This is a genomic window from Asticcacaulis sp. AC466, assembly GCF_000495815.1.
Lineage (GTDB): Bacteria > Pseudomonadota > Alphaproteobacteria > Caulobacterales > Caulobacteraceae > Asticcacaulis.
Genome location: NZ_AWGE01000008.1, coordinates 180,093 through 202,483, shown reverse-complemented (window position 1 = coordinate 202,483; position 22,391 = coordinate 180,093). Strand labels below are relative to the sequence as shown.

16 protein-coding genes are annotated in these 22,391 nt (G+C 60.4%); 6 read left to right on the top strand and 10 right to left on the bottom strand.

Features of this window, described 5'->3' with window-relative positions; genetic code table 11:
• Nucleotides 1-36: 36 nt before the first annotated feature.
• The 3 genes from AEAC466_RS32905 to AEAC466_RS32895 form a co-directional block, all read right to left on the bottom strand.
• Complete coding sequence (locus AEAC466_RS32905; RefSeq protein ID WP_023458086.1) at nucleotides 37-1,551, bottom strand: tryptophan halogenase family protein; 1,515 nt, start codon at nucleotides 1,549-1,551, stop codon at nucleotides 37-39.
• Nucleotides 1,552-1,708: 157 nt separating this feature from the next.
• Nucleotides 1,709-2,161: an Lrp/AsnC family transcriptional regulator gene (locus AEAC466_RS32900; RefSeq protein ID WP_023458085.1), complete on the bottom strand. Its 453-nt coding sequence runs from the start codon at nucleotides 2,159-2,161 to the stop codon at nucleotides 1,709-1,711.
• On the bottom strand, nucleotides 2,158-4,107 hold the full coding sequence (locus tag AEAC466_RS32895; protein WP_023458084.1) for an isoaspartyl peptidase/L-asparaginase: 1,950 nt from the start codon (nucleotides 4,105-4,107) through the stop codon (nucleotides 2,158-2,160). The genes AEAC466_RS32900 and AEAC466_RS32895 overlap by 4 nt, the downstream gene beginning before the upstream one ends.
• 232 nt (nucleotides 4,108-4,339) lie before the next feature.
• On the opposite strand from AEAC466_RS32895, the gene AEAC466_RS32885 reads away from it, so the two are divergent.
• Nucleotides 4,340-7,099 (top strand): TonB-dependent receptor domain-containing protein, encoded by a 2,760-nt coding sequence (locus AEAC466_RS32885; protein ID WP_031238685.1) that lies wholly within the window; start codon nucleotides 4,340-4,342, stop codon nucleotides 7,097-7,099.
• 106 nt (nucleotides 7,100-7,205) lie between these two features.
• On the opposite strand, the gene AEAC466_RS32880 is transcribed toward AEAC466_RS32885, so the two are convergent.
• A complete protein-coding gene (locus AEAC466_RS32880) occupies nucleotides 7,206-8,978 on the bottom strand; it encodes an amidohydrolase (protein ID WP_023458081.1) in 1,773 nt (590 codons plus the stop codon).
• A gap of 80 nt (nucleotides 8,979-9,058) precedes the next feature.
• Between AEAC466_RS32880 and AEAC466_RS32875 the strand changes: the two genes are divergently transcribed.
• From AEAC466_RS32875 to AEAC466_RS32865, 3 genes are all read left to right on the top strand, one after another.
• On the top strand, nucleotides 9,059-9,994 hold the full coding sequence (locus AEAC466_RS32875; protein WP_023458080.1) for an ABC transporter ATP-binding protein: 936 nt from the start codon (nucleotides 9,059-9,061) through the stop codon (nucleotides 9,992-9,994).
• A complete protein-coding gene (locus tag AEAC466_RS32870; RefSeq protein ID WP_023458079.1) occupies nucleotides 9,991-10,752 on the top strand; it encodes an ABC transporter permease in 762 nt (253 codons plus the stop codon). The genes AEAC466_RS32875 and AEAC466_RS32870 overlap by 4 nt, the downstream gene beginning before the upstream one ends.
• A 453-nt stretch (nucleotides 10,753-11,205) precedes the next feature.
• The gene (locus tag AEAC466_RS32865; RefSeq protein WP_023458078.1) at nucleotides 11,206-12,804 is read left to right on the top strand and encodes a phospholipid carrier-dependent glycosyltransferase; all 1,599 of its coding nucleotides are present in this window, start codon (nucleotides 11,206-11,208) and stop codon (nucleotides 12,802-12,804) included.
• A 4-nt stretch (nucleotides 12,805-12,808) separates the two neighbouring features.
• Here the strand turns inward: AEAC466_RS32865 and AEAC466_RS0122350 are convergent, their stop codons facing one another.
• Complete coding sequence (locus tag AEAC466_RS0122350) at nucleotides 12,809-13,738, bottom strand: dioxygenase family protein (RefSeq protein WP_031238684.1); 930 nt, start codon at nucleotides 13,736-13,738, stop codon at nucleotides 12,809-12,811.
• Nucleotides 13,739-13,987: 249 nt separating this feature from the next.
• Between AEAC466_RS0122350 and bla the strand changes: the two genes are divergently transcribed.
• A complete protein-coding gene (gene bla / locus AEAC466_RS32860) occupies nucleotides 13,988-14,854 on the top strand; it encodes a subclass B3 metallo-beta-lactamase (RefSeq protein WP_023458075.1) in 867 nt (288 codons plus the stop codon).
• Nucleotides 14,855-14,972: 118 nt separating this feature from the next.
• On the top strand, nucleotides 14,973-15,839 hold the full coding sequence (locus AEAC466_RS32855) for a CPBP family intramembrane glutamic endopeptidase (protein WP_023458074.1): 867 nt from the start codon (nucleotides 14,973-14,975) through the stop codon (nucleotides 15,837-15,839).
• On the opposite strand, the gene virB11 is transcribed toward AEAC466_RS32855, so the two are convergent.
• The 5 genes from virB11 to AEAC466_RS32830 are packed head-to-tail and all read right to left on the bottom strand — an operon-like array spanning nucleotide 15,808 to nucleotide 22,365.
• Nucleotides 15,808-16,809 (bottom strand): P-type DNA transfer ATPase VirB11, encoded by a 1,002-nt coding sequence (gene virB11, locus AEAC466_RS32850; RefSeq protein ID WP_023458073.1) that lies wholly within the window; start codon nucleotides 16,807-16,809, stop codon nucleotides 15,808-15,810. The genes AEAC466_RS32855 and virB11 overlap by 32 nt on opposite strands.
• An 8-nt stretch (nucleotides 16,810-16,817) precedes the next feature.
• Nucleotides 16,818-17,903, bottom strand: coding sequence for a type IV secretion system protein VirB10 (virB10, locus tag AEAC466_RS32845; RefSeq protein ID WP_023458072.1), 1,086 nt, complete (start codon nucleotides 17,901-17,903; stop codon nucleotides 16,818-16,820).
• Nucleotides 17,904-18,674: a TrbG/VirB9 family P-type conjugative transfer protein gene (locus AEAC466_RS32840; protein WP_023458071.1), complete on the bottom strand. Its 771-nt coding sequence runs from the start codon at nucleotides 18,672-18,674 to the stop codon at nucleotides 17,904-17,906.
• Nucleotides 18,671-19,930 (bottom strand): type IV secretion system protein, encoded by a 1,260-nt coding sequence (locus tag AEAC466_RS32835; RefSeq protein ID WP_023458070.1) that lies wholly within the window; start codon nucleotides 19,928-19,930, stop codon nucleotides 18,671-18,673. Before AEAC466_RS32835 ends, AEAC466_RS32840 begins: the two co-directional genes overlap by 4 nt.
• Nucleotides 19,930-22,365, bottom strand: a complete 2,436-nt coding sequence (locus tag AEAC466_RS32830; RefSeq protein WP_023458069.1) for a VirB4 family type IV secretion/conjugal transfer ATPase — start codon at nucleotides 22,363-22,365, stop codon at nucleotides 19,930-19,932. The genes AEAC466_RS32835 and AEAC466_RS32830 overlap by 1 nt, the downstream gene beginning before the upstream one ends.
• Between the last annotated feature and the right edge of the window lie 26 nt (nucleotides 22,366-22,391).

Sequence of the window (22,391 nt, the reverse complement as noted above, 5' to 3'; positions counted from 1 at the left end):
AGCGCCCCATGGCGTTCGGTCACGGCCGCCCGGTCTTCAAACCGCCGCACGCACCGCACCGACGCGCCCGACAAAGGCGTCATGCGCCGGCAATCCGTTTACCCGGTCGGTGATCCCGGTTCGAATCCGGGCGAGGCGCTGGCGAAGGGCATCTTCCGATATGGTGTCGGCCAGCGGATGATAATTGTCCGGGAACAGTCCCTGCCCTACCAACACCGCGAACCAGCTCGCTTCCTTGAACAGCTCATGGGGCTGCACATGTATATGCCCGGTCGTCTTGAATATCTCCAGACGATGTTTCAGGCTGTCGGGAATATCCATGGACTTGCAACGTTTCCAGAAGGGCGTGTCTTCACGTCCCGTCACCTTATAGTGTGCGATCAGGAAGTCCTTCACGTTCACATAGTCGGCCAAGATATCACGGTTGAACTGATCAATCACGCTCTGCTGTACGCCGAATTTGGGGAACAGGCTGATCAGCTTGGTGATGACCGACTGGGTCAGGTGGATGGAGGTCGATTCCAGCGGCTCCAGAAACCCTGAGGCCAATCCCACGGCGATGACATTCTTGTCCCAGATTTTGCGGCGATGACCAGTGGTAAAACGCAGGACCTTCGGGTCTTTCTGCGCCGCGCCGTCAAGACGCCCCAGCAGCTTTTCGCACGCCGCGTCCTCGCTGATGAAGTCTGAGCAGAAAACGTAGCCATTGCCGGTACGGTGCTGCAACGGAATGCGCCATTGCCAGCCCGCCTCCTGCGCCGTCGAGGTGGTATAAGGGGTGATCGGCCCCGGATTCCTGTCGCAGGGCACGGCGGCGGCGCGGTCGCACGGCAGCCACTCGCTCCAATTCTCGTACCCCGCCTTCAGCGTCTCCTCGATCAAAAGACCGCGAAAGCCGGAGCAGTCGATAAACAGGTCGCCCGCTATGGTGGGACCATCTTTCAGACGCACGCCGGTAACGAAGCCGCTTTCGGCCTCCTGATCGACCGCGACCACCAAGCCTTCGACCCGCTTCACGCCGCGCTTTTGGGCGTATTTTCCTAGATAGGCGGCATAAAGAGCGGCGTCGAACTGAAACGCGTAGTTAAGGCCGTATTTTTCGCGTCCGTCGGCGGGCGGCGTCCGGCCGAAACGGTTTTCATTGGCGGCCATGGTTTCGACATTGAAGCGGCCAAAATCGACATTGCCGCTCAGGCGGGCGAACCGCAGCCAGAAATGCGAAAAACCAATCCCATCCATGTCCTGCCCCATAAAGCCGAACGGATGGAAATAGCTCGACCCCGGCATGAACCAGCTATTGAAGCGGATGCCGAGCTTGAACGTTGCATTGGTCTCGCGGACAAATTCATCCTCATCCAGTTCCAGAACGCTGTTGAACATCTGGATCGGCGGAATGGTCGCCTCTCCGACCCCGACCGTGCCGATCTGCTCGGATTCGATCAGCGTGATGTCGTAGGCCTGCGTGCCCATGGTCTTGGCCAACATGGCCGCGGTCATCCAACCGGCGGTGCCGCCGCCAACAATAACCACCTTGCTGATCAGTTTTTTCATTTAGGTCTCCCCAGAACGCCCACTGTGCACCGAAATGCAGCGCCCGGAAAGTCCCTTTTGAAGATGGTCGATGCGGCCAGCGCCCCGTGTTCAGACGATCAGTCGGCGCGAAGATGCCGCGATTGCTCCGCCGAAGCTACGGCGGCTTCTGATCCTTTTACCGCTCGAGCTTGGCTGCCAGGATGATCGAGGTCGTCGTTCGCTCCACGCCCTCCAGAAGCCCGATGCGATTGATGAGCTCATTCATTTCGATGCTGTCGGCTGCTTCGACCATGACGATGATGTCGTATTCGCCGCTGATCGCATAGACCGCCGAGACCTCGGGGATGTCAGGCAGCTTCATCTCGACCTCCTGACACAGGCGCGGCAGGGTCTTGATCATGACGTGCGCCCGCAGCCGGGTCTTGGAATAGGCCTGTCCCAGCCGCACGGTATAGCCGTCGATGACGCCTTCGCTTTCAAGCCGCTCCAGCCGCGCATAGACCTGCGCGCGTGGGATATCGAGCATGGTCGCCAGTTGCGACACCGGCAGGCGCGAGTTTTCACGCAAGGCAGCCATCAGCTTGCGGTCTATGGCGTCAAGCTCGGCGGCAGAGCCTTTTCTGGTCATTTCAGCGTTTCATCAACATAGATCGCGGTTTGAACAACGGGGGAATCGGAAGAGACCGCCCCACGATACATGCCCAGATCGTTTATGGCAAAGCTTGCCTTGCCCGACGCGTCCATGGCGATCAAACCGCCGTCGCCACCGATCGAGCCGATCGACATGATGGTGTCATTGGCCGCCGCATCGATGCCTTGATGGTTCCAGCGCACACGATCGCAGACCTGGCGGCCGGCCGAATCCCGAATGAAGAATTCACCTGTTCCGGTGGCCGATACGGCGCAATCACCGTTGCGCGCATAGGTGCCTGCGCCGATCAGCGGTGAATCGCCAATACGGCCCCACTGTTTGCCCGTCAGACCACCGGTCGAGGTCGCCGCCGCCAGATTGCCGTCGGAGTCGACCGCCACCGCACCGACCGTACCATACATGTGCGTCGGATTGATCATGGCCTGATGATCCTTCTTCCAGTCCACCAGCATCTGCTCGCGTTCCGGCGTATGGAAATAAGACGGATCGACCTGCTCGAGCCCCTGGGCCTTGGCGAACGCGTCGGCGCCCTCTCCGGCCAGTAAGACATGGCGGGTCTTGTCCATCACCGCGCGGGCGGCGAGGATCGGATTCTTGGTGCGCGTCAAGGCGGCGACGGCGCCGGCCTTCTGGGTCGCGCCATCCATGACCGCCGCATCCAGATAGACATTGCCGTCGGCGGCGATGGCCGCGCCCTTGCCGGCGTTGAACAGAGGATTGTCTTCCAGCACCCTGACGGCGGCCTGAGTGGCGTCCAGCGCCGTGCCGCCCTTTTCCAGCACGTCCTGGCCGGCCTTCAGCGCCTGGCTCAGCCCGCCACGATAGGCCGCGTCCGTTTCCGGCGTCAGGTCGGCACGGTCGATGATCCCTGCGCCGCCGTGGATGGCCAGCGACCAGTGAACGCGCTTGGCGAGGATGCCGTCCTTGACATCGTAAATCCGGGTGAAGGCCGGCAAACCGACCTCCAGCGTCTTGACATTGAAGGTGCTGGTCTTGCCTATGCCGGTGACATGCACATTGGCGATATTCAGCGGCTTTCCGACCGCCAGATCATGGACCTCACCGCCCTGCACCAGCCAGGCATGGCCATCGGTGTTGGAATGCACACGCGCTGTTCCATCGCTTTCCACCGTCATGGCGGCGGCCTCGTCGATGCCCAGCCCGACCAGCGGACGCGCGTAACGCTTGTTGGGCGCGGCGCGCAGCTGTTCAGCCTTGACCACGAAGGCGATGAGGCGGCCCAGGCGGTCGCGGACTTCGAAATGGCTATCTGTGACAATATCGGCCAGAAGCGCCGAATGCAGGAAATCGCCTTCAATCGTATTGGCAGCGCCCAGCGGATCGCTCATCGCCTCTTTGGAGGTGATACTGCCGCCATCCATGGCGCCGTAAAGCCACGAGCCCTGCACCGCCAGCCCGGCGGAGGTGCCGCCCAGCGGCTTGCCCGCCGCCACATGGGCGTCCAGCGCGGCATTGAGCGGCGTGCCCTTCCACATCCGGACATAGTTCGATTGGTCGCCACCGGCCAGGAAGATGCCGTCGGCCGATTTGATCGCCGCCAGCAGCTTCGCGTCATAGGCCGCCTTGCGATCGGTGAACAGGAAGGTGCGCACGCTGGTGACGCCCTTTACGTTATTATAGAATTCGTCCTGGCTTTCGGTTGTGCCCGATGCCCGCAGCACGACAATGTGGCCGTGACCGGAATGGGCCGTGAACCACCGAAAGGCATCAAGCGCCCAGTCCCCGCCCCCGCTCAACAAAAAGCCGCCCTTGACCGGATCGGGGGTCGGCTTGGCTTCGTCGCCAATCACGAAGGTTTTGTAGCCAGGCCCGCCCGTCCACCGCTTTGTCGCCGCATCGGCAACATTACCGAGATTTAAGGCGAGACAGGCAAAACCGAAGGTGAGAATCAGGCGACGCATGGGGGCTCCTGCAGAGAATGGCGGCGAAGGCGCGCAAATTAGTGCGCAAATGCAACATGTCGCCGCAACTGTGATCTCAAATTCAAATTATGGCAACAATTTGATTGCAAAGATTGACACATTGATGTCAGTTTTCAGCAAGTTTTTGCGAAAATGGTGCAATTTGTTACTATTTTTTCGCGCGCTTTAGGATTTGCAACCGCGAACACCCGCCATTCAAGGAGCCGCCGACATGACGAAATCGAGATCTCACTCCAGATTTAAGCGCCTATGCAAGCTGACCTTGCTGGCCGGTTGCAGCCTATACGGGCTTACCGCAACCGCCCATGCACAAACGGCGACATCCGATAACACGGCCGCTGAGGAAACCACAACCATTACCGTACTGGGTTCACGCATTCCCCGCACCCAGAAGGAAGGCCCTGCCCCCGTCACCGTAATCACATCCAACGATATCAGCGCCCGCGGCTTTGCCAGCGTGCCGGACATCTTAAAGTCGGTGACGCAAAACAGCGGTGAAACCTTAAGTCAGCAATCCTACGGTGGCGCCATCATGACGCCGGGTTCGGCTCAGGTCGATCTGCGTGGCCTCGGCCCTAACCACACGCTGATCATGATCAACGGCCGTCGCGTGGCGGACTTCCCGATGCCGTTTAACGGATTGAGCAACTTCACCGATATTTCCAATATTCCGGCCGCCCTCATCGACCGAGTCGAAGTTTTGTCAGGTTCGGCTTCCGCCATCTATGGTTCAGACGCCATTGCGGGCGTCGTGAACTTCACCATGAAGAAAAATGTTGAGGATACCACACTCAACTATCGTTACGGCATGACCGAGCACGGGGGTGGCGCCAGCCACCGCCTCTCACTGGCGACCGGATTTAATAAAGACCGCCTGAGCATTTCCTTTGGCGCGCAATACGATAAGCAAGACCCTCTGTGGGCTTTTGACCGCAAAATTCAGGATTCCCGCGACGACGCGCCGACAGCGCGCGCCCGTTTCCCGTTCAAGGTGGCGCAGCGCTATGACGATGACGCCTATACTGCCACTGAGGGCGGAACGGACTGTTCTGGTCTGGCAAGCCTGGCCGGCGGTACGGTCGTCAAAACGACCGACCGTTTTGACGACTATTATTGCGCCTCGCCTACGGCTGTTTCCTACGGCACTATTCTATCGCAGAGAGAAGCGCTTAACACCTTCACCAACATCAATTATCAACTCAACGATACGACAAGCCTGTTCGCAGAAGTGTCTCTTGGCACCAGCGATACGGCCCTGATGAACGATGTAACCTACTGGCGCTATCAACTGCCCGATGGCAGTACCTCCGACTTCTATAATGAATATTCCGGCAGCTATGAAAACTGGGCGCGTGTCTTCATGCCGGAGGAAATGGGTGGTCTAAAAAAAGGCATGATCACCAACCACTCGTCGACCCTGTCGGTGTCGCCTGGCATTCGCGGACATTTTGGCGAACAGTGGACCTATGAAGCCGCTTTGAATTATTCGCAATATTCCAGCACGATCAAAATCCCGCAGATTGTTGCCAGCAAGGCTAATGCCTACTACCTGGGTGCATCTCTGGGCGTGGATTCGGACGGTTACGATATCTTCAATGCTGATCCTGCCAAACTTTTCACGGCTCTGACGCCGGCACAATACGATACCATTTCCGAAGAAGCCCGCACCAGTGCCAAGGCCACAACGAAGGGCGTTTCTCTTACGCTGAACCACCCGGATATCTTCGATCTGCCCGCCGGTCCGGTCGGCTTTGCCGTCATCGCCGAACTCGATCATCAGAACTACGCGGTAGATCCAAATCCAGAAGCCACGAACTTTGGCTATTACTATCAATATGCCGCAACCTCAGGCGCAGGTGAACGCAGTCATCAGGCCCTCGGCGTCGAGTTCAACCTGCCCCTGCTCTCGACAGTGCAAGGCAGCCTCGCCACGCGCTATGATCAGTATAAATACGATGGTCACACAATCGGCAAGCTCACCTACAATGCGGGCCTTGAATATCGCCCCGTCAAAGAGGTGCTGCTGCGTGCCGCATATGGCACCGGTTTCCGCGCGCCGGATCTGCACTATGTTTTCGCCAATCTCGATCTCTTCCATCCGTCGGTCACCGACTATTACAAGTGCCGCACCGAAGAACCTGGCACTGACTATTCCGACTGCTCATACGCCGACGAGGATATTTTAAAGCATCGTGAAGGCAACCGGAACCTGAAGCCGGAAACCTCAACCTCGTACAATTATGGCGCGGTCTGGCAGCCTAACCGTTATTTCGACATCTCTGTTGATTACTTCAACGTCGACATGAACGATCAGGTCAATGACATGAGCCTTGATCAGGTGCTGCGAGATGAGGCCGATTGTCGGGTCGGCGCCACGGAGACAGGAACGGCCGTCAACAGCGGTTCTCCGACCTGCGTTGACGCCCTGTCTCGCGTGCATCGCGACACAGCTGGCAATATTACCTTTGTATATATCAACCCCATCAACGTCTCGAATGAAAAGACCGATGGCATTGATGTCGAAATGCACGCCATGTGGCCAACCCCTTACGGTCAGTTCAAACTGTCCGCCGGTCATACCCACGTCCTGAACCACACCTCAGTCCAGTACGCCGGCGATGCCGAGGTTGATCGCCTGGCGCAGGATAGCGGCTACTACATTCCGCGTGACAAGACCAATATGGCTCTGACCTGGTCGCTGTCGCCGGTATCGGTTACCGTGTCAGGCACCCGTATTGGCCGCTTGCCCAACTATGATGAAGATGCATGGGTGAAGCCTTGGACCCTCTATAATGCCACGGCGCTCTGGGACATCACGCCTTCCGTGAAAGCGACCCTGACCATCAACAACCTTCTCGACACCAAGCCGGCCAAAGACAATACGTGGGCGAGCTACCCCTACTACAATTCCAACTGGTACGATTCCGTCGGACGTAGCGCCTATTTCGAACTCAGCTACAAATTCAAATAAGGATTTGTTGCTTTAATCAGAAAGGCCGGCGAGTTCTCCTCGCCGGCCTTTTTCTTTGTGGCCGACCTTTTTTATGGTCAGACGGCTTCAACCGGCGCTTGCGTACTCATTTCAAGGTCTGATAAACCACCTTACCGCCGACCATGGTGAGCAGCACCTGCGTCCCGCCGATCTCCTCAGGCTTGATCTTGAACAGGTTGCGATCAAGCACGATCAGGTCGGCCAGCTTGCCCACCTCGACCGATCCCGTCTGGTCTTCCTGACGTAGGCTATAGGCGGCGTTGAGGGTGATGGCTCGCACGGCCTGGGCCACGCTTAAACCCGGATCGATCCCCAACCGTCCGGGATATTTGACCGCATCGTCGCCAATCGCCGTGCGCGTCACCGCGATTTGAAGCGCCAACCATTCGTTGAGCGCATCGACCGGCCAGTCCGATCCGTAGACGATCCGCGCCCCGTTGATGTCCAGCAGCGCCGCCGGTTCCATCAGAGCGGCGCGCACGGGCCCCAGGGCGGGTTTCGACTGCTCGATATCGACCGACGGCCGCTCCCACTGAAACGACAGGACCGGCAAGGCGCCAACCTCGGCGAAGCGGGAAAAATCGTCGGGATGGACGATTTCGTCATGGGCAATAGCGGGCCGGATATCGCTGCCCGGATGGACCTTGCGCATCGCCGCCACCGCGTTCAGGCCCTGGCGCACCGACCCGTCGCCTTCGGCGTGCATGTGCGGATTGAGCCCCACCGCCGCCAGCCGTATCAAAGTGTCTTGCAACTGGTCGTCCGTGAAAAACGGCTTCGGCCCGCGATTGTGCCCAGGCCGTCCGTGCTCAAAATAGGGCTGAATCATCATCGCCGAATAGGCGGGCGCGGAATAGACGCCGTCAAGGAACAGCTTGGCTGTATCGACCGTCATTCCGGGCGCCGGGCCGACACCCGGGCGATCAAATTCCGCCTTTTGCCGCAGAACCTCGGCGACCGCCTTGCCCGCGTCATAACCTTCCGGCGAATCGATAAGTACGGCGAAATGCCCCCGCGCCGTAAGACCGCCTTCGCGCACCACTGTGCTGTAGGCCGTCAGGGTTTCAATGTCGGTATAGGCGTCAAGGAAACTGGTAATGCCCTGCTCGCGCATGGCCTTGAGCGCCAGTTGTGTCGCCTTGTAATTCATTTCGACCGAAGGCGCCGGGATAAGCTTGTCTATCAAATCCTGAGCTGCTTCCTGCAACAGACCGGTCGGTTCCCCCGATGCGTCGCGCACGATCGTGCCGTCCTTGGGATCGGGCGTATCGCGCGTAATCCCCGCCAGTTTGAGCCCCCGCGTATTCGTCAGGTCGGAATGGCCAAAGGAAGAATGCACCTTTATCGGGCGGGTCGTACGCACGGCATCAAGCGCCGCCCGCGTCATCACCGTGCCCTCCGGTTTCGCGCCTTGCTCGAACCAGTTGATGACGATCAGCCAATCGTCCGGCCCCGCCGTCTTGTCATCATCGACGCATTTTTGAATGCGTGCCTGAAATTCCGCCTGGGTCAGCGCGGCATAGTCGAGATTGCAGCCCAGCATCCTCAGGCCGCCCGCTTGCGGATGCATATGGCCGTCGATCAGCCCCGGCATCAACAACCGCCCGCTCAGGTCTACCACCCGCGTCGCCTTGCCGATCAAGGCCCGCGCCCCGTCGTCGCCACCGACATAGACAATCTGTCCGTCCCGGACCGCTACGGCTTCAGCCACACTGTCGGCCGCATCGACCGTATAGACATACCCATGCAGGAACACCGTATCAGCTTTTTGAGGCTTGGCCTGCGCCGGGAGTGCAAGGGCCAGAAGTGCAGGCGCCAAACCGGCAAACGCCAAAAGCGCAAAACGCGAGGCTTTCATATCGTTTCTTTCCGCTGTCGTTTTTTGGTGAGGATCACGCTATACGAGTCCCGCGTCAGCCGACAAAGGAAATCGCCCAAATGACCCAGACGGATTCGGTAATCTCGATCCAGAAGCTGAACAAGACCTATAAGGGGGGCTACCAGGCGCTGAAATCCATCGATCTCGATATCCGGCGCGGGGAAATTTTCGCCCTGTTAGGCCCCAATGGCGCGGGCAAGACAACCCTGATCGGCGTGGTGTGCGGCCTGGTGCGCATGACCGGCGGGACTGTGATCGCCGACGGCCACGACATTACCCGCGACTTCCGCAAGGCGCGCGCCAAGATCGGCCTGGTCCCCCAGGAACTGGCGACCGACATGTTCGAAACCGTCTGGCATACGGTCAGCTTTTCGCGCGGCCTGTTCGGCATGGCGCCCAACCCGCAGCATATCGAACGGGTTTTGAAAGACCTGTCGTTGTGGGACAAGAAGGACAATAAGATCGCCACCCTGTCCGGCGGCATGAAGCGGCGCGTCCTGATCGCCAAGGCCCTGTCGCACGAGCCGAAAATCCTGTTCCTGGATGAACCGACGGCAGGGGTCGATGTCGAACTGCGCCGCGACATGTGGAACCTGGTCGGGCGACTGCGCGATCAGGGTGTGACGATTATCCTGACCACCCATTACATCGAAGAGGCCGAAATGATGGCCGACCGTATAGGTGTCATCAACAAGGGCGAAATCGTCCTGGTTGAAGACAAGCACGCCCTGATGCGAAAGCTCGGCCAGACGCGGGTGACCATCGGTCTGAAAGAAAAACGCGATGCGCCGCCCAACCTCGATCAACCGCTTGAGCTATCGGGCGACGGCATGACCTTGACCCTCACCCTGCATGGTGAAGGCGATGCCGAAGATACCGGCGTCGCCGACGTGCTGAAAGACCTCATGGCTGCCGGCATCGATTTCAAGACGGTCCACGCCGAACGGTCGTCGCTCGAAGACATCTTTGTCGGTCTGGTGGAGACACGCCAATGAACATGCACGCCGTCCGCGCCATCTACATGTTCGAACTGAGCCGCACCTGGCGGACTCTGTTCCAGAGTATCGCTGCGCCCGTCCTGTCGACCTCGCTCTATTTCATTGTCTTCGGCTCCGCCATCGGCAGCCGTATGACGGTGATCGACGGCGTCAGCTACGGCGCCTTTATCGTTCCGGGCCTGACCCTGCTGAGCATCCTGACCGAAAGCGTGTCGAACGCCTCCTTCGGCATCTACCTGCCGCGCTTTACCGGCACCATTTACGAACTCCTGTCCGCACCGGTTTCGGTGGTCGAGGCGCTTTTAGGCTATGTCGGCGCGGCCGCGACCAAGTCGATGATCCTGGGAGCCATTATCCTGGCCACCGCTCGCGTCTTCGTGCCCTACGATATCGAACACCCGCTTATGGCCCTGGTCTTCCTGGCCATGATCTCGCTGACCTTTTCGCTGTTCGGCTTTATTCTGGGGGTTTGGGCCGATGGCTTCGAAAAGCTTCAGGTCGTGCCGCTTCTGGTCATCACGCCCTTGACCTTCCTGGGCGGCACCTTCTATTCCATCAAGATGCTGCCGGCCATCTGGCAACAGGTGACGCTGTTCAATCCGATCGTCTACCTGATCAACGGCTTCCGCTGGACCTTCTATGGCAAGGCCGACGTCAATGTATGGATCAGCTTCGGCATGACCTTCGCCTTTATGGCGATCTGCACGGCGATCATTGCCTGGATTTTCAAGACCGGCTACCGCCTGCGCTCCTGACAAAAAAGCGCCGGACCTGTTGAACGCAGGCCCGGCGACAGGAAATGCTCGACCTATCTGCTGTGGTCCGCATCTGACAAGGGATATCATCATCCGATGGGGGATTCGAAGACGACAGGTTGAGCTAACACACCTATAGTTGCAAATCAATTAACTTCGCGAGGCCTGGAGCATTCGTCGGCTCAGTTGAGCCGCCTCATGGCTCTCATTTTTTGTAACGCCTCATGTTTTTCCGAAAAGTGGTGTCTCCACTTTTCGGCGTGAGGGTCTATGTGCGCAAAGGCAAATGTCTGCAATCTGTATCGCTAGGCGCCCTAAGCCAGACGGCGGCGCGCTTTCACCATTGGCAGGCGCGATGACCATAAACGGCATCCATCCAGGCGCAATTAAGCCGTAGGCAGACCGTTCCGAATAGGGCATAAGGAGGCAAATCAACGACATGTGCGAGCCTCTATGACCGCCGACCCGAACATGCCTGCCGTCTCATTTTCCCAAAAAACCAAAGCCTTCGCCAACGCCTTATGGAACGCCGACGAAAAGACCCTGCGCTGGGTGCTGGGCGTCCTGATCGTCATCCTGGCCGCTTTGAATTTCGTCCGTGACCTAGACAATCCGCATCACGCCTTCTGGGACGAAAGCTATTACCTGACCTCGACCCAGCGCTATGTCGAGGATAAGGCGCAATACGCCTCGCACCCGCCGCTCGGGTTCATGTTCATGGATGCCGGCGTCAAGGCCGGTAAGATGTTCGGCGTCAATAAGGATATCGACACCCACTTCCTGGGTGACACGAAGAAGATCGATTCGCGCGTGGTCCCGAAAGGCTACGACTTCACACCCATCCGCATGCCATCGGCCCTGTTTTCGGTGGTTGCCGCTCTGCTCTTCTACCTGATCGTGCTGCGCCTGAGCGGTGAAGCCTTCGAAGCCTTTGTCTTCGCCCTGCTGTTCGTATTCGAAAACGCCTATATCGTCCATTTTCGCGCCGCGCACCTGGACGCCTATCAGTTCACCTTCACCCTCGGCTCTATCCTGGTCTGGCTATTCACCTTCGGGCGTGAGCCAAAACGGCCGCTGGTGACCTATGCCCTGTTCGGCCTGTTGTGCGGCTTGAGCTTTATGGTCAAGGTCAATTCGCTTGTCATGCTGGCGCTCGGCGCCCTGAGCCTCATCCGGGCAGTGTGGGTGGATCGTTCGCGGGCGAATTGGCTACGCCAGTTCTGGCGCGGCACCGCCGTCATTGGCGCCTTCGTAGCCACGGTCGCTGCCATCTTCACCCTGCATTTCGCCATCAACCCGAACCTGCCGGATTCGACGACGCGCGCCGGCCAGCGCGACCTGCGCGCCACCAGCCAGCCCTACAAAGACTATCTGATGGGCAAGCGCGCCCTGACGCCGGTGGTCCTGTGGGCCGCCACCAACGACTATTACCGCTACATGAAGTATGATTTCACCGGCGAGGTGAAGACCGAACCGAACGGCTCACAACCAGTGCTGTGGCCCTTCATGGCCAAGGCGATAAATTACCGCTGGGATTTCGACGGCAAGAAGACGGCCTATGTCCAGATGATCGGCAATCCCGTCAACTGGGGACTGGGTATTGTGGGCATAGCCGGCGCGCTGGTCCTTATCCTGCGCCGCCGTTTCGACAAGAGCGAGACGGAGGTGTCGCAGGATTACGACCGGCTGGAAGCCCTGTTTGCCATGTTCATGATCTTCTGGACCTTCCACATTTATCTGGGCCTGCACCGGGTCATGTACATATACCACTATTTCATCGGCCTGGCCCTGAGCTTCCTGCTGGTCTCACTGGTCTTCAAGATTGTGTCGCGGCGCGTGCCGCTCATTGAAAAACACCGCTTCAGCATCCTGTGCACCCTGTCGGTCGTCATCGCGTGCAGCTATCTCTTCTACGCCCCTCTGACCTACCACCAGTATCTGAGCCGTGAGGAATGCGAGTTACGCAATATTCCAGTTACCCTGGTCATCTGTCAGCCGGCAAAAAAGAAAATCAAGGCGCCGCCGGTTCATACCGGCGTCGCCTCCCTGTAGAGCGTCACACCGCAATCCCAAGGTCGATGCTCGCCGTATAGCCCGCCGACAGGCTGCCTGACGGCGTGATCGTAGATGCCGCCAGCTGCGCCGCTGTGTCGTCGCCGAACACATTGTCCGTGGCAAAGGTGATCGCGTTCAGATTGGCGATCGATGCGCTATAACCGCTAGCCGATGCGTAGAAGCTGGTGGCGAAGGTACGGTCGAGCGCGAACTGGGTAGTATTGATTTTGTTGGTATAGGCGGTCGCCGTCGACAGGCCGGTATAGACCTCGACGTGGATATGGGGCATCCGGCCGGAATAACAGCCGGGAATTACCGTCACGAAGGTGACATAACCGTCCGCGTCGGTCACCTGAACCCCGCGCAGGTAGTTCTGGTTGGTCACGGTGTAAAGGGAGTAGCGGCCGTCGTCGGTGCAGTGCCACAGATAGATGGCGTAGCCGGTGAGCGGCGTGCAGCCCAGATTGGTGTTCACCAGGCGAATCTTCAGCGTCAGTTGCGTACCCGATGCGGTGCCGGAATAGCTGCCGATGGAGGTGCGGATATCGCTGCGGACGATGCCGCTGAGGGTCAGGACGTTGACGATGGACCCCGATGCGGAATTTGACCCGTCGCCCGGATAGGGGCCGGCCGTTTCTTCCGGCAATGTGGTGCAGGTGCCGCTGGCCGAAGAACTGGATGAGCTGCTCGACGACGAACTACTGGACGAAGAACTGGATGAAGACGAAGACGAACTCGATGACGTTCCGGTCGATACCGTCGCCGATACGCCTGATGATCCGTCACCGCCGCACGCAGACAGGGCGCTAGCCGACAGGGCGGACGCCCCCAGAAACCAAAGCGCCTTGCGCCGTGACGGCAGGGCCGAAACGATGAAGTCCTGGAGTGAGCCCTCGTCCTTGTGGGCGGGTTCATTATCTTGATGATGCATGGTGTAGTCCCCGGATTTGCAATTGACACGCAATCGATAACCAGAGATTGCGGCAAAAAAAACGAGAGCTCTGTGTCACTCCCGTCACCGCATTTCGACCATGACATTCCCTTTTTACTGACAAGACAGCTCCTGCGAAGCAGATACCCTAGCAATCAAGACCAAATTTTTCTCATACCAAACCCCAAATCTTATCGTTTGCCTTAATAACCTTATCCCATCTAAACCTTGGCCACCAAGGAGACACCCATGAAAAAATATATATCTTTCAGCGCCACAGCCCTGGCGCTGACAATGATGATGCCTGGCCTTGCGCAGGCGCAATCGGACCCGGACTGGACCGCGCCCACCGCACCATTCCGCATCGCGGACAATGTCTATTATGTCGGCACCAAGGGAATCGGCGTCTATCTGATCGCTGCCAACCACCAGGCCATCCTGCTCGACGCCGGTCCAGAAGCCGCTGCGCCGCTGATCGAACAGAACATCCAGGCGCTGGGCTTCAAACTGAGCGACATCAAGATCATCATCAACACACACGCCCATCTCGACCATGCCGGAGGTATCGCCCAACTCAAACGCGATACAGGTGCCGAGGTCTATGCCTCACCGGGCGACCGCTGGGCGCTGGAACACGGCACGCACGACGGAGACACCAACTACCCCACCGGCCACTTCCCGCCGGTGCATGTCGATCATGTGCTCAAGGATGGCGAAACGATCGCGCTCGGCGGGGTGCGCATGACGGCCACCTTCACACCGGGCCACACCCGGGGCTGCACCACCTGGGCGACCCAGGTGATCGCGCCGAACCGGGTGCGGAACGTCGTCTTTCCGTGCAGCCTGACGATCGGTGGCAATATCCTGGTCGGGAACAAGCGCTATCCCGGCATTGCCAGCGACTATGAACACAGCTTCGCCCTCACCCGCGCGATGAAGGCCGATATTGTGCTGACCAACCACCCCGAAATGGCCGACGTGCTCGACCGCGAAGCCCGCGCGCAAGCCGGCCAGGCCGATGCTTTTGTCGATCCGCAACAACTGGGCCGGATCGTCACAACGGCCCGCGCTGCCTTCGACAAACAACGCGCGAAGGAGATGCGACGCAAACGGTAAACGGCGCGTTTGCGGGTGCTGATCCGGGCCAAAGGCCTGTGTCACGCCCGTCACCGCTTTTCGGCCATGACATACCCTTTTTATTGACAAGCCGGGTTACCCGAGGCCTTCCTAGGGCATGACCTATTTAGACATCGCCGCCCGCGGCAAAAACAATCTGTGGCGCTATATCGTGGCCTGGCCGCTGGCGCTCGTATTCTGGCTTATTTTCGTTCTGCTGTTGCTGATGCCGGTCACGCTGATGCACCTGATCCGGCCAGAGCAGTTGCAGGCTGAATCGGCGGGCGATCACCCCATCCTGTTCTTCGCCCTTCAGGGGGTCGTGTTCGCAGGGTTGATCGCCGGCTTCACCATCGCGGCCCTGCTCATGCACCGCAAACGCTTTACCGATCTGTGCGGCAACTGGTCTTGGCGCCAGGTCGGCATTGGCGCCGCCGTGTGGCTGGCGATCCTGATCGTCGGCACGCTCATCGACTGGGGGCTGGCGCCGAAGGGCTTTAAAATAACCGCCGGCGCCCTGACGCCCGCCCTGGTTCTCACTACGGTTGTCTGCCTGGCGGTCCAGACCTTTGCGGAAGAGTTTATCTTCCGCGGTTACCTGACTCAAAGCCTGTTGCTGGCAAGCAAGCAGCCGGTCATAGCGGCGGCAATCAGCGCGCTTGTCTTCGGCGCGCTCCATATCCCCAATGGCACGCCCCAGGCGGTAAATGCCACGGTCATGGGTTTCGTCCTCGCTCTGATCGCCATCCGCACCGGCAGTTTGGCGCTCGGCTGGGGCCTGCACTTTATCAACAACCTCTTCGGCGCTGTCGTCGTTGTTTCGGCAAACGATGTGTTCAAGGGGACGCCTGCCCTCTTCACCCAAAATACCCCGGACCTGCTGTGGGTGGATACCGCCTTTGGTCTGATCGCCCTGGCAGTCGTGGCTCTGCTGGTTTTCAAAGGCGACCGGCTTATCGCACCGGCAGGTCAATATCCGAAATAAGCCGCTCGCCACCGTGGCGTGACAACTGCACCACCACATCGATCAGCGAGGCGCAATAGCTCAGCGTCTCCAGGCGCGACAATTGCGTCCCCGACTGCATGACCATCAACGCGATCTGTTCCAGCGCACCGGAGGGTGTATTGGCGTGGACCGTTGTGAAAGAGCCGGGGTGGCCGGTATTGATGGCGCGCAGGAAGGTGGTCGCCTCCTCACCCCGGATTTCACCGACGATGATACGGTCAGGCCGCAAGCGCAACGACGCCTGCATGAGGTCATTGATCGTGACGCGCGCCTCGCCCATCTCGCCCTTGACGGCCACCAGACGCAGGCTGTTGGCGTGATTGTCGGCGATTTCGGGCGTGTCTTCGACCAGGATGATGCGTTCATGCGCCGGAATGGTCTTGAGCATCGCATTCAGGAAGGTCGTCTTGCCGGAGGAAGTCCCCCCCGAAATCAGGATCGTCTTGCGCGCCTGCACCGCCTCTTTAAGGAAGGCGATGGGGTGCTTGCGCGCATAGGTCAGATCGTCGCGCTTGCCCTTTCCGGCGATGTCTGGAATCGGCCCACGGTCATAGGCGTCAAGCGACAAATCGACCATGCGGTGGCGGCGGATGGCCATTGCCCAATGCTTGGCGGCGGGTGGGCCGACAAGTTGCACCCGTTCACCACTCGGCAAGGACGCTGACAGAAGCGGATTTTCACGGTTGATGCCCTGGTGCGCCACGCGCGCGATCTGGGCCGCCAGCCGCGCCAGAAGCACGTCATCGACCTCCGGCAGCAGGATACGTTCCATATGGGGCCGGCCCGATATTTCGATCCAAACCTCACCCGGCTGGTTGACGAGAATTTCCGTGACGTCGTCGCGCTCGAGATACGGCAGAAACGGCCGCAGATAGGTCCGCAGATAGACGCCGTCACCCAGCGGGGTGAAATTATTTTCGGGACTGTCTGCGGTCTTCAGGGCTGCCATGGGACGCCTTACTGGTTGAAGTCGAGATCGCGCGCGGCGAAGACTTGGATCGGCGCGCCCTGCGGCACCTTGATCGTCGGCGGAATCTTGATGTCGTTCTGCAGGGCCTCGCCCATAATGCCCTGGGCATCCTTGGAGGTTCCGATGACGATGGTATTGTTCTTGTTGCCGCTCAGCGCGCCGGACAATCCATTGACGACCGACAGCAGCATGGCCGAACCGAAGCGTTTGGCGAAATGGGTATCCACCTTGCCGGTCGCGCCCGCCTGCCCCAGATCGTCCGTGGCGGGTGATGCCAGTTGCACCGACAGCCCGTCGGGACGGATCAGGCGGTTCCAGATGATGAAGGCGCGGGTTTCGCCGCTGGTCAGCCCGGACTTGTATTGACCGACCAGACGTGATCCGCGCGGGATCAGGATGGTCGTGCCGTCGAAGGAGCGGATATCGCGCGACACGATGGCGCGCGTATAGCCCGGCAGGTCGGAATTGATGGCGGTTTCCAGCACGGCGGGAATAACCGCGCCCTGCGGCACGACCTTGGACGGGTCGCCGATCTTCCACGCGCGTTGCGACACATCGGCCGTTTGCGACGCCATAAAGGCATCATTGGCATTGGCGGGCGGCTTCGCGGCGGCGGCGGCCTGGGCCTGAGCGGCGGCCTGAGACGCAGGGACCGAATTATCGACGATGAGCGCCGGCGCACGGGTGGCGTTCGGATCGACGGCCACCGGCGCCGGAGGTTGCGTTATCATTTGCGGCGGAGCCAGCAGGGCCGGTTGCTGCGGCTGGGGCTCGACGATGGGATTAACCGTCGGATCGATCGGCGGCAGCACGCTCGGCGCCGCAGGCTGTACCGGTTGCTGAGCCGGCGGCGGCGTCATCTGGCGGTTGGGTTGCGGGCCCGACAGGCCAAGCCAGGTGATGGCGCCCAGACCCAGGACGCCGATAACCCCGGCAATAAGCACCAGGCCGTCATTCATGCTGCCCGTACGGGCGACCTGGGGCATGGCCTGTGTATTGGCGGCGTCCAGTTCGTCGGCATCGATCTTCAGGCGCGGGTCATTGCCCGGCGGCAGGCGGGAACCGGCAACCATCTACTTGGCGCCTCCTTTGCGCGGCTTGGGCGACAGGGCGTCTAGCCCCTGCACCACATAGGTATCGTTATAAAGCACAGCCTTCATGTCGCCGCGCCGCAGGACAAAGGCCGGCGCTACCTGTTCGATGACAAAGTAGTCTCCGCGCAGGGCGTAGTTGACAAGGCTTTCCGTATCGTCCGAATTTAAGGCATAGACAGCCGGCGTTGTCACACCGGCCGCCCATTTCATGTAGGTCGAAGTGCCGTCATCGAACACGCGCACAGGCACCAGCTCGGTCGCACCGGAATAGGTGTAGGCGGCGTTGCGCTTTTCCGGCACCGGCAGGAAGGCATTGGGGTCGGCCGCCGCCTTCGGCCCCGCGGCCGGTGCCGCCGGTGCGGGCGGATAGCGAAAGCGCAGTTCGTAAGTCAGGCGTCCGGCCGTACAGTCGGCTTTGGGCGCTGTGCGCAGTTCGAAATTGTAGTTCCGTTTGTCCGACACCACGGTCATGTTGGTATAGCCGCGTTCAGCCACCGCCTTGACGAACAACAGATTGCCGCGCTTGTTCGGCATGACCTGCCACGCCGCGCTGTCGCCCACACCGACATTTTCGACGCGTTCGTCCGGCGCCAGGGTGATCATGGTCTGGAAGTTCTGGCACCCTTCCAGTTTGACGACGGCTTTCGGATCGTAATCGAGCGTCCGCAGGCGCGTGTCGGCCTCGTACTGCTGGGCGGACGCCATTGCCGGCGCGAGCGCCAAAATCAGGGAAAAAGCAAATATCTTCATGGATTACTGACCCCTTTTGGGGTGGTGGGTGTCATGTTGACGACCGGCTGGCTGCGGAAGCGCTGGCCCAGTCCCTGGACGCGCGCAAAGCGGTCCGGACTGGTCTGGCGGGCCTGCGGATCGTAGAGGCCGAGTGCCTCGGAACGGTTGATGGTCACATTGCCGCCGGCCTGGGCGGCAATATCGGCGCTGCGGCTCATGGCCGACATCATTGGGGCGGTGCGTTCGTAGGCGTCGGAACTGGTCCCGCCGCCCTGACGCGCCACCAAGGCGGCCGCGCCCTGCGATCCCGGGAACGGGTAGAGGCTGGCCGGAGCCTGCGAATCCATGGCCGATTTTTCGCGCAACGCCGCCTGCCAGTCACGTACCAGCGACGCCGCCACCCACATCAGGACAAACAGGAAGGCGGCATAGATCAGCGAGCCCATGAACAGAATGACCATGGGCTGAACCGCGATCACGGCGGCCTGCGGATCATTGCCGATCGCCTCGATCAGCGGCGTGAAAAGCATCAGCGCCGCCGTGCCACCCAGCACCGTCAGCAGCGGCGCCAGCGCGAAGACCAGCGTCGTTCGCAGCCAGCCATTGAACAGGCCGCGCGTCTGCGGGAAGAGGGCCAGGACGATGAAGATGGGCCCAAGGATCAACAGCAGATAGAGCACCAGACGCGTCAGGATCAATATGCCGAGTGTCGAGACGAGCAGGCACAGGCCCGACAGCCAGAACAGCTTTACCGGCATGGATTGCGGCAGAGTCATGACAACCTGCTGCGCGGCCGTGGTGACGACCTTACCGGCATTGGCGGTATAGGCCGGGTCCAGCCGTTTGGCGATGTCCGCGAACTTGACGAACAGGCCGTCGAGGTTCTGGGCGAAGTTCATCACCGCGCTGCCTTTTTGCCCAAGCAGCGCCGCCGCCACCTCGTCCGGGCCGCCCATCATCAGGCCATAGAAGACGGCGTGATAGGCCGGCCAGAAGGTCACGAAGGTGAGGACCAGCACCATGGTCATGACGCGCGGCGACAGCATGACCAGGGTCAGCCGCGTCCGTCCGGTCAGAAAGCCGATGGCGATCAGCGCAACATAGATGATGAGCAGCGCCTGCAAGGCCAGGCCAAATGCGCCGCCGCTGCCGAAAAGACGGTCGTATCCGGTCTGGACCGCCGCATTGATATGGCAGTCCATGGCATAGAGCGACCCCGATACCGACGTCTCTCCGACCAGGGATATGGCGGGGCAATAGCTGGCCTGCAACATCAGTGCGCCCCCTCCTGCCGGCCTTTACTGCCGATGCCTTCAGGATAGGGCTGGCCCAGCAAGTGCGGCCACCACGCCTCCGGCGCATCGCCGTACTGGGCGCGCAGATCGTCCAGTTGCCGCACACTGGTCTCGCGGCCGGACAACAGGGTCAGTATATCCGGCATGGCCGACAGGTCGAGCCGCGACACAACGGAATGGTTGCCGTGCTTGACCAGGAAGGCGCGCGCCTGAGGCGGCAAGGCGCGGATCAGGTCCAGTTCGTGTTCGGTCAGACCGAACCCATCGCAATAGTCTTCGGCCTGGGCGCGCGGATTGGGCATGAATATCTGGGTGGCCGCCTGTTCGATGATCGCCGACGAAATGCGGCTGTCGAGCGCATCGCGTGCCGACTGGGTGCCGAAGCCCAGTATGGCGTTGCGCTTTCTCAAGGTCTTCATCCAGTTGCGGATGGCGGCGGCGAATACCTCGTCGTCCAGCGCCTTCCAGCCCTCATCGATGATGAGGATGGTCGGCGTTCCGTCCAGCCGCTCTTCGACGCGCTGGAACAGGTACATCATGGTCGGCGTCCGCAAGACCGGCTCATTGAGCAACTGGGTCATGTCAAAGCCGAGCGTGCGGGCATCCATGTCCAGTTCGTCGTCGGCATTGTCGAACAGCCAGGCGTGCTCGCCCTCGCCCACCCACGGATTGAGGCGCGCGGCCAGATCACCGTGCGTGGGACGGCGGACACCGCCCAGCAGTTCGCGGAAGAAACGCAGGCGGCGATATTGCGGTTCCTGTTCGAAATTGGCGTCCACCGCCTCGGAGATGATCGCCTCTTCCTCGGAATTGAGCGGCAGGTCCGGGCGGTGCAGCAACTGGGCAATCAGGCTCCGCAAAAAGGCGCGGTTGCCGGGATTATCGGCCAGTTGCAGCGGATTGAAGCCGGTCGGCTCACCGGGACGCAGCGTGGCGTAATGCCCGTCAATAGCGCGGATGAAGATTTCCGCCCCGCGATCCTTGTCGAACAGAACGGTGCGCGGACGGAACTTCTGCGCCTGGGCCGCCAGGAAGTTGAGCACCACCGTCTTGCCGGAGCCCGATGGCCCGATGACGGTGAAATTGCCCAGATCGGCCTTGTGGAAATTGAAATAATAGGGCGTGCCGGACGAGGTTTCGAAAACCGTGACCGCCTGCCCCCAGTGGTTGCCTTCCGGCTGACCGATGGGGAAGCCATGCAGCGAGGCAAACGAGGCGTAGGCCCCGGTACTGATGAGCGCCTTGCGCGCAATATAGGCTTCGTTGCCGGGAAACTGCGCCCAGAAGGCGGGCTCCAGATTGATGTCTTCGCGCACCGCGACCGCACCCAGATCGGCCAGCGCCGCCAGACATTGCGCCGCCGCCGGATCGAGGGCGTCAATCGATTTGGCCCGCACCAGCAGGCTCATATGGTGCTCGCCCAACCCCATGGCCCCGGTCGACAGATCGTCCTTGGCCGCCATCAGCCCCTGACGCAGCGACATGGCTTCTTCGTCGGCGGCGCGCATACGGCGGAGCGCCAGATTGATGCGTTCCAGACCGATCTGACGATCGACGAAACCGAAACTTTCGGTCAGGGTCATTTCAAACGGCAAGCGCAGGATGGCGTCGCACATGCCCGGCGTCGCCTGCGGCGGATAATCCTTGAGTGACAGGATGGCCGCGAAGTCCTTGCCATGGCCCAGGCTCGACTGCTCCATCGCCTCCAGCCCGAAGCTTATGCGGCGGTAAGGCAGGTAATTACCCAGGTCCGTCGCCGGACGCAGCACCGGGCGCATCTCACCGTTATAGAGGGCCGACAACAGTTCCAGCGGCTCGGAGCAGCGCCCGTTTGCGGTTTCATATCCGCCCAGCACGCGCGGGCCATAGGCCTGCAACGCAGCAGTCAGGGCTTCGGTCGCCGCCTGCAATTCCTTGTGGTCGCGCGCCATGCCGGCGGCCTGGCTGTTTTCGCCCATGCCGCGCCCAAAGAGGTTGGCGAGGTTTTCGGCAACGCCGACCTTGCCCTTGGGGTTACGGCGCACGATGGTGATGAACAGGTCGTTGACGAACAACTGGCGCGACGCCAGCTTGTCCTGCCACTTCTGCTGGATCAGGTTGCACACCGGATCGTCGAAGGTCGAATGCAGACCGACACTGACCCGGCGGCGGATGATGTGATGATAGAGAACGAACCGCGACGAACCGATGGCGCGCAAAGCTGCCGCCCGCACGATCTGGCGGTGATTGACCTCTTCGGTATCGGCCGTCTCGAAGGCAAATCCTTCGAGGTAAAGGGATTGCATCAACGCGCCATCGCGCAGCACGATCGTCCGGTCGTCGAGCAGCCGGTCATAGGGCAGCCGGTCGCCGACGCGCTGTTCCTTATCGAACCAGCGGGCGAAACCGCTCAATGTCTTGGGGCCATCGGCCATGGGCGAAACACTCAGGAGAAACAGAC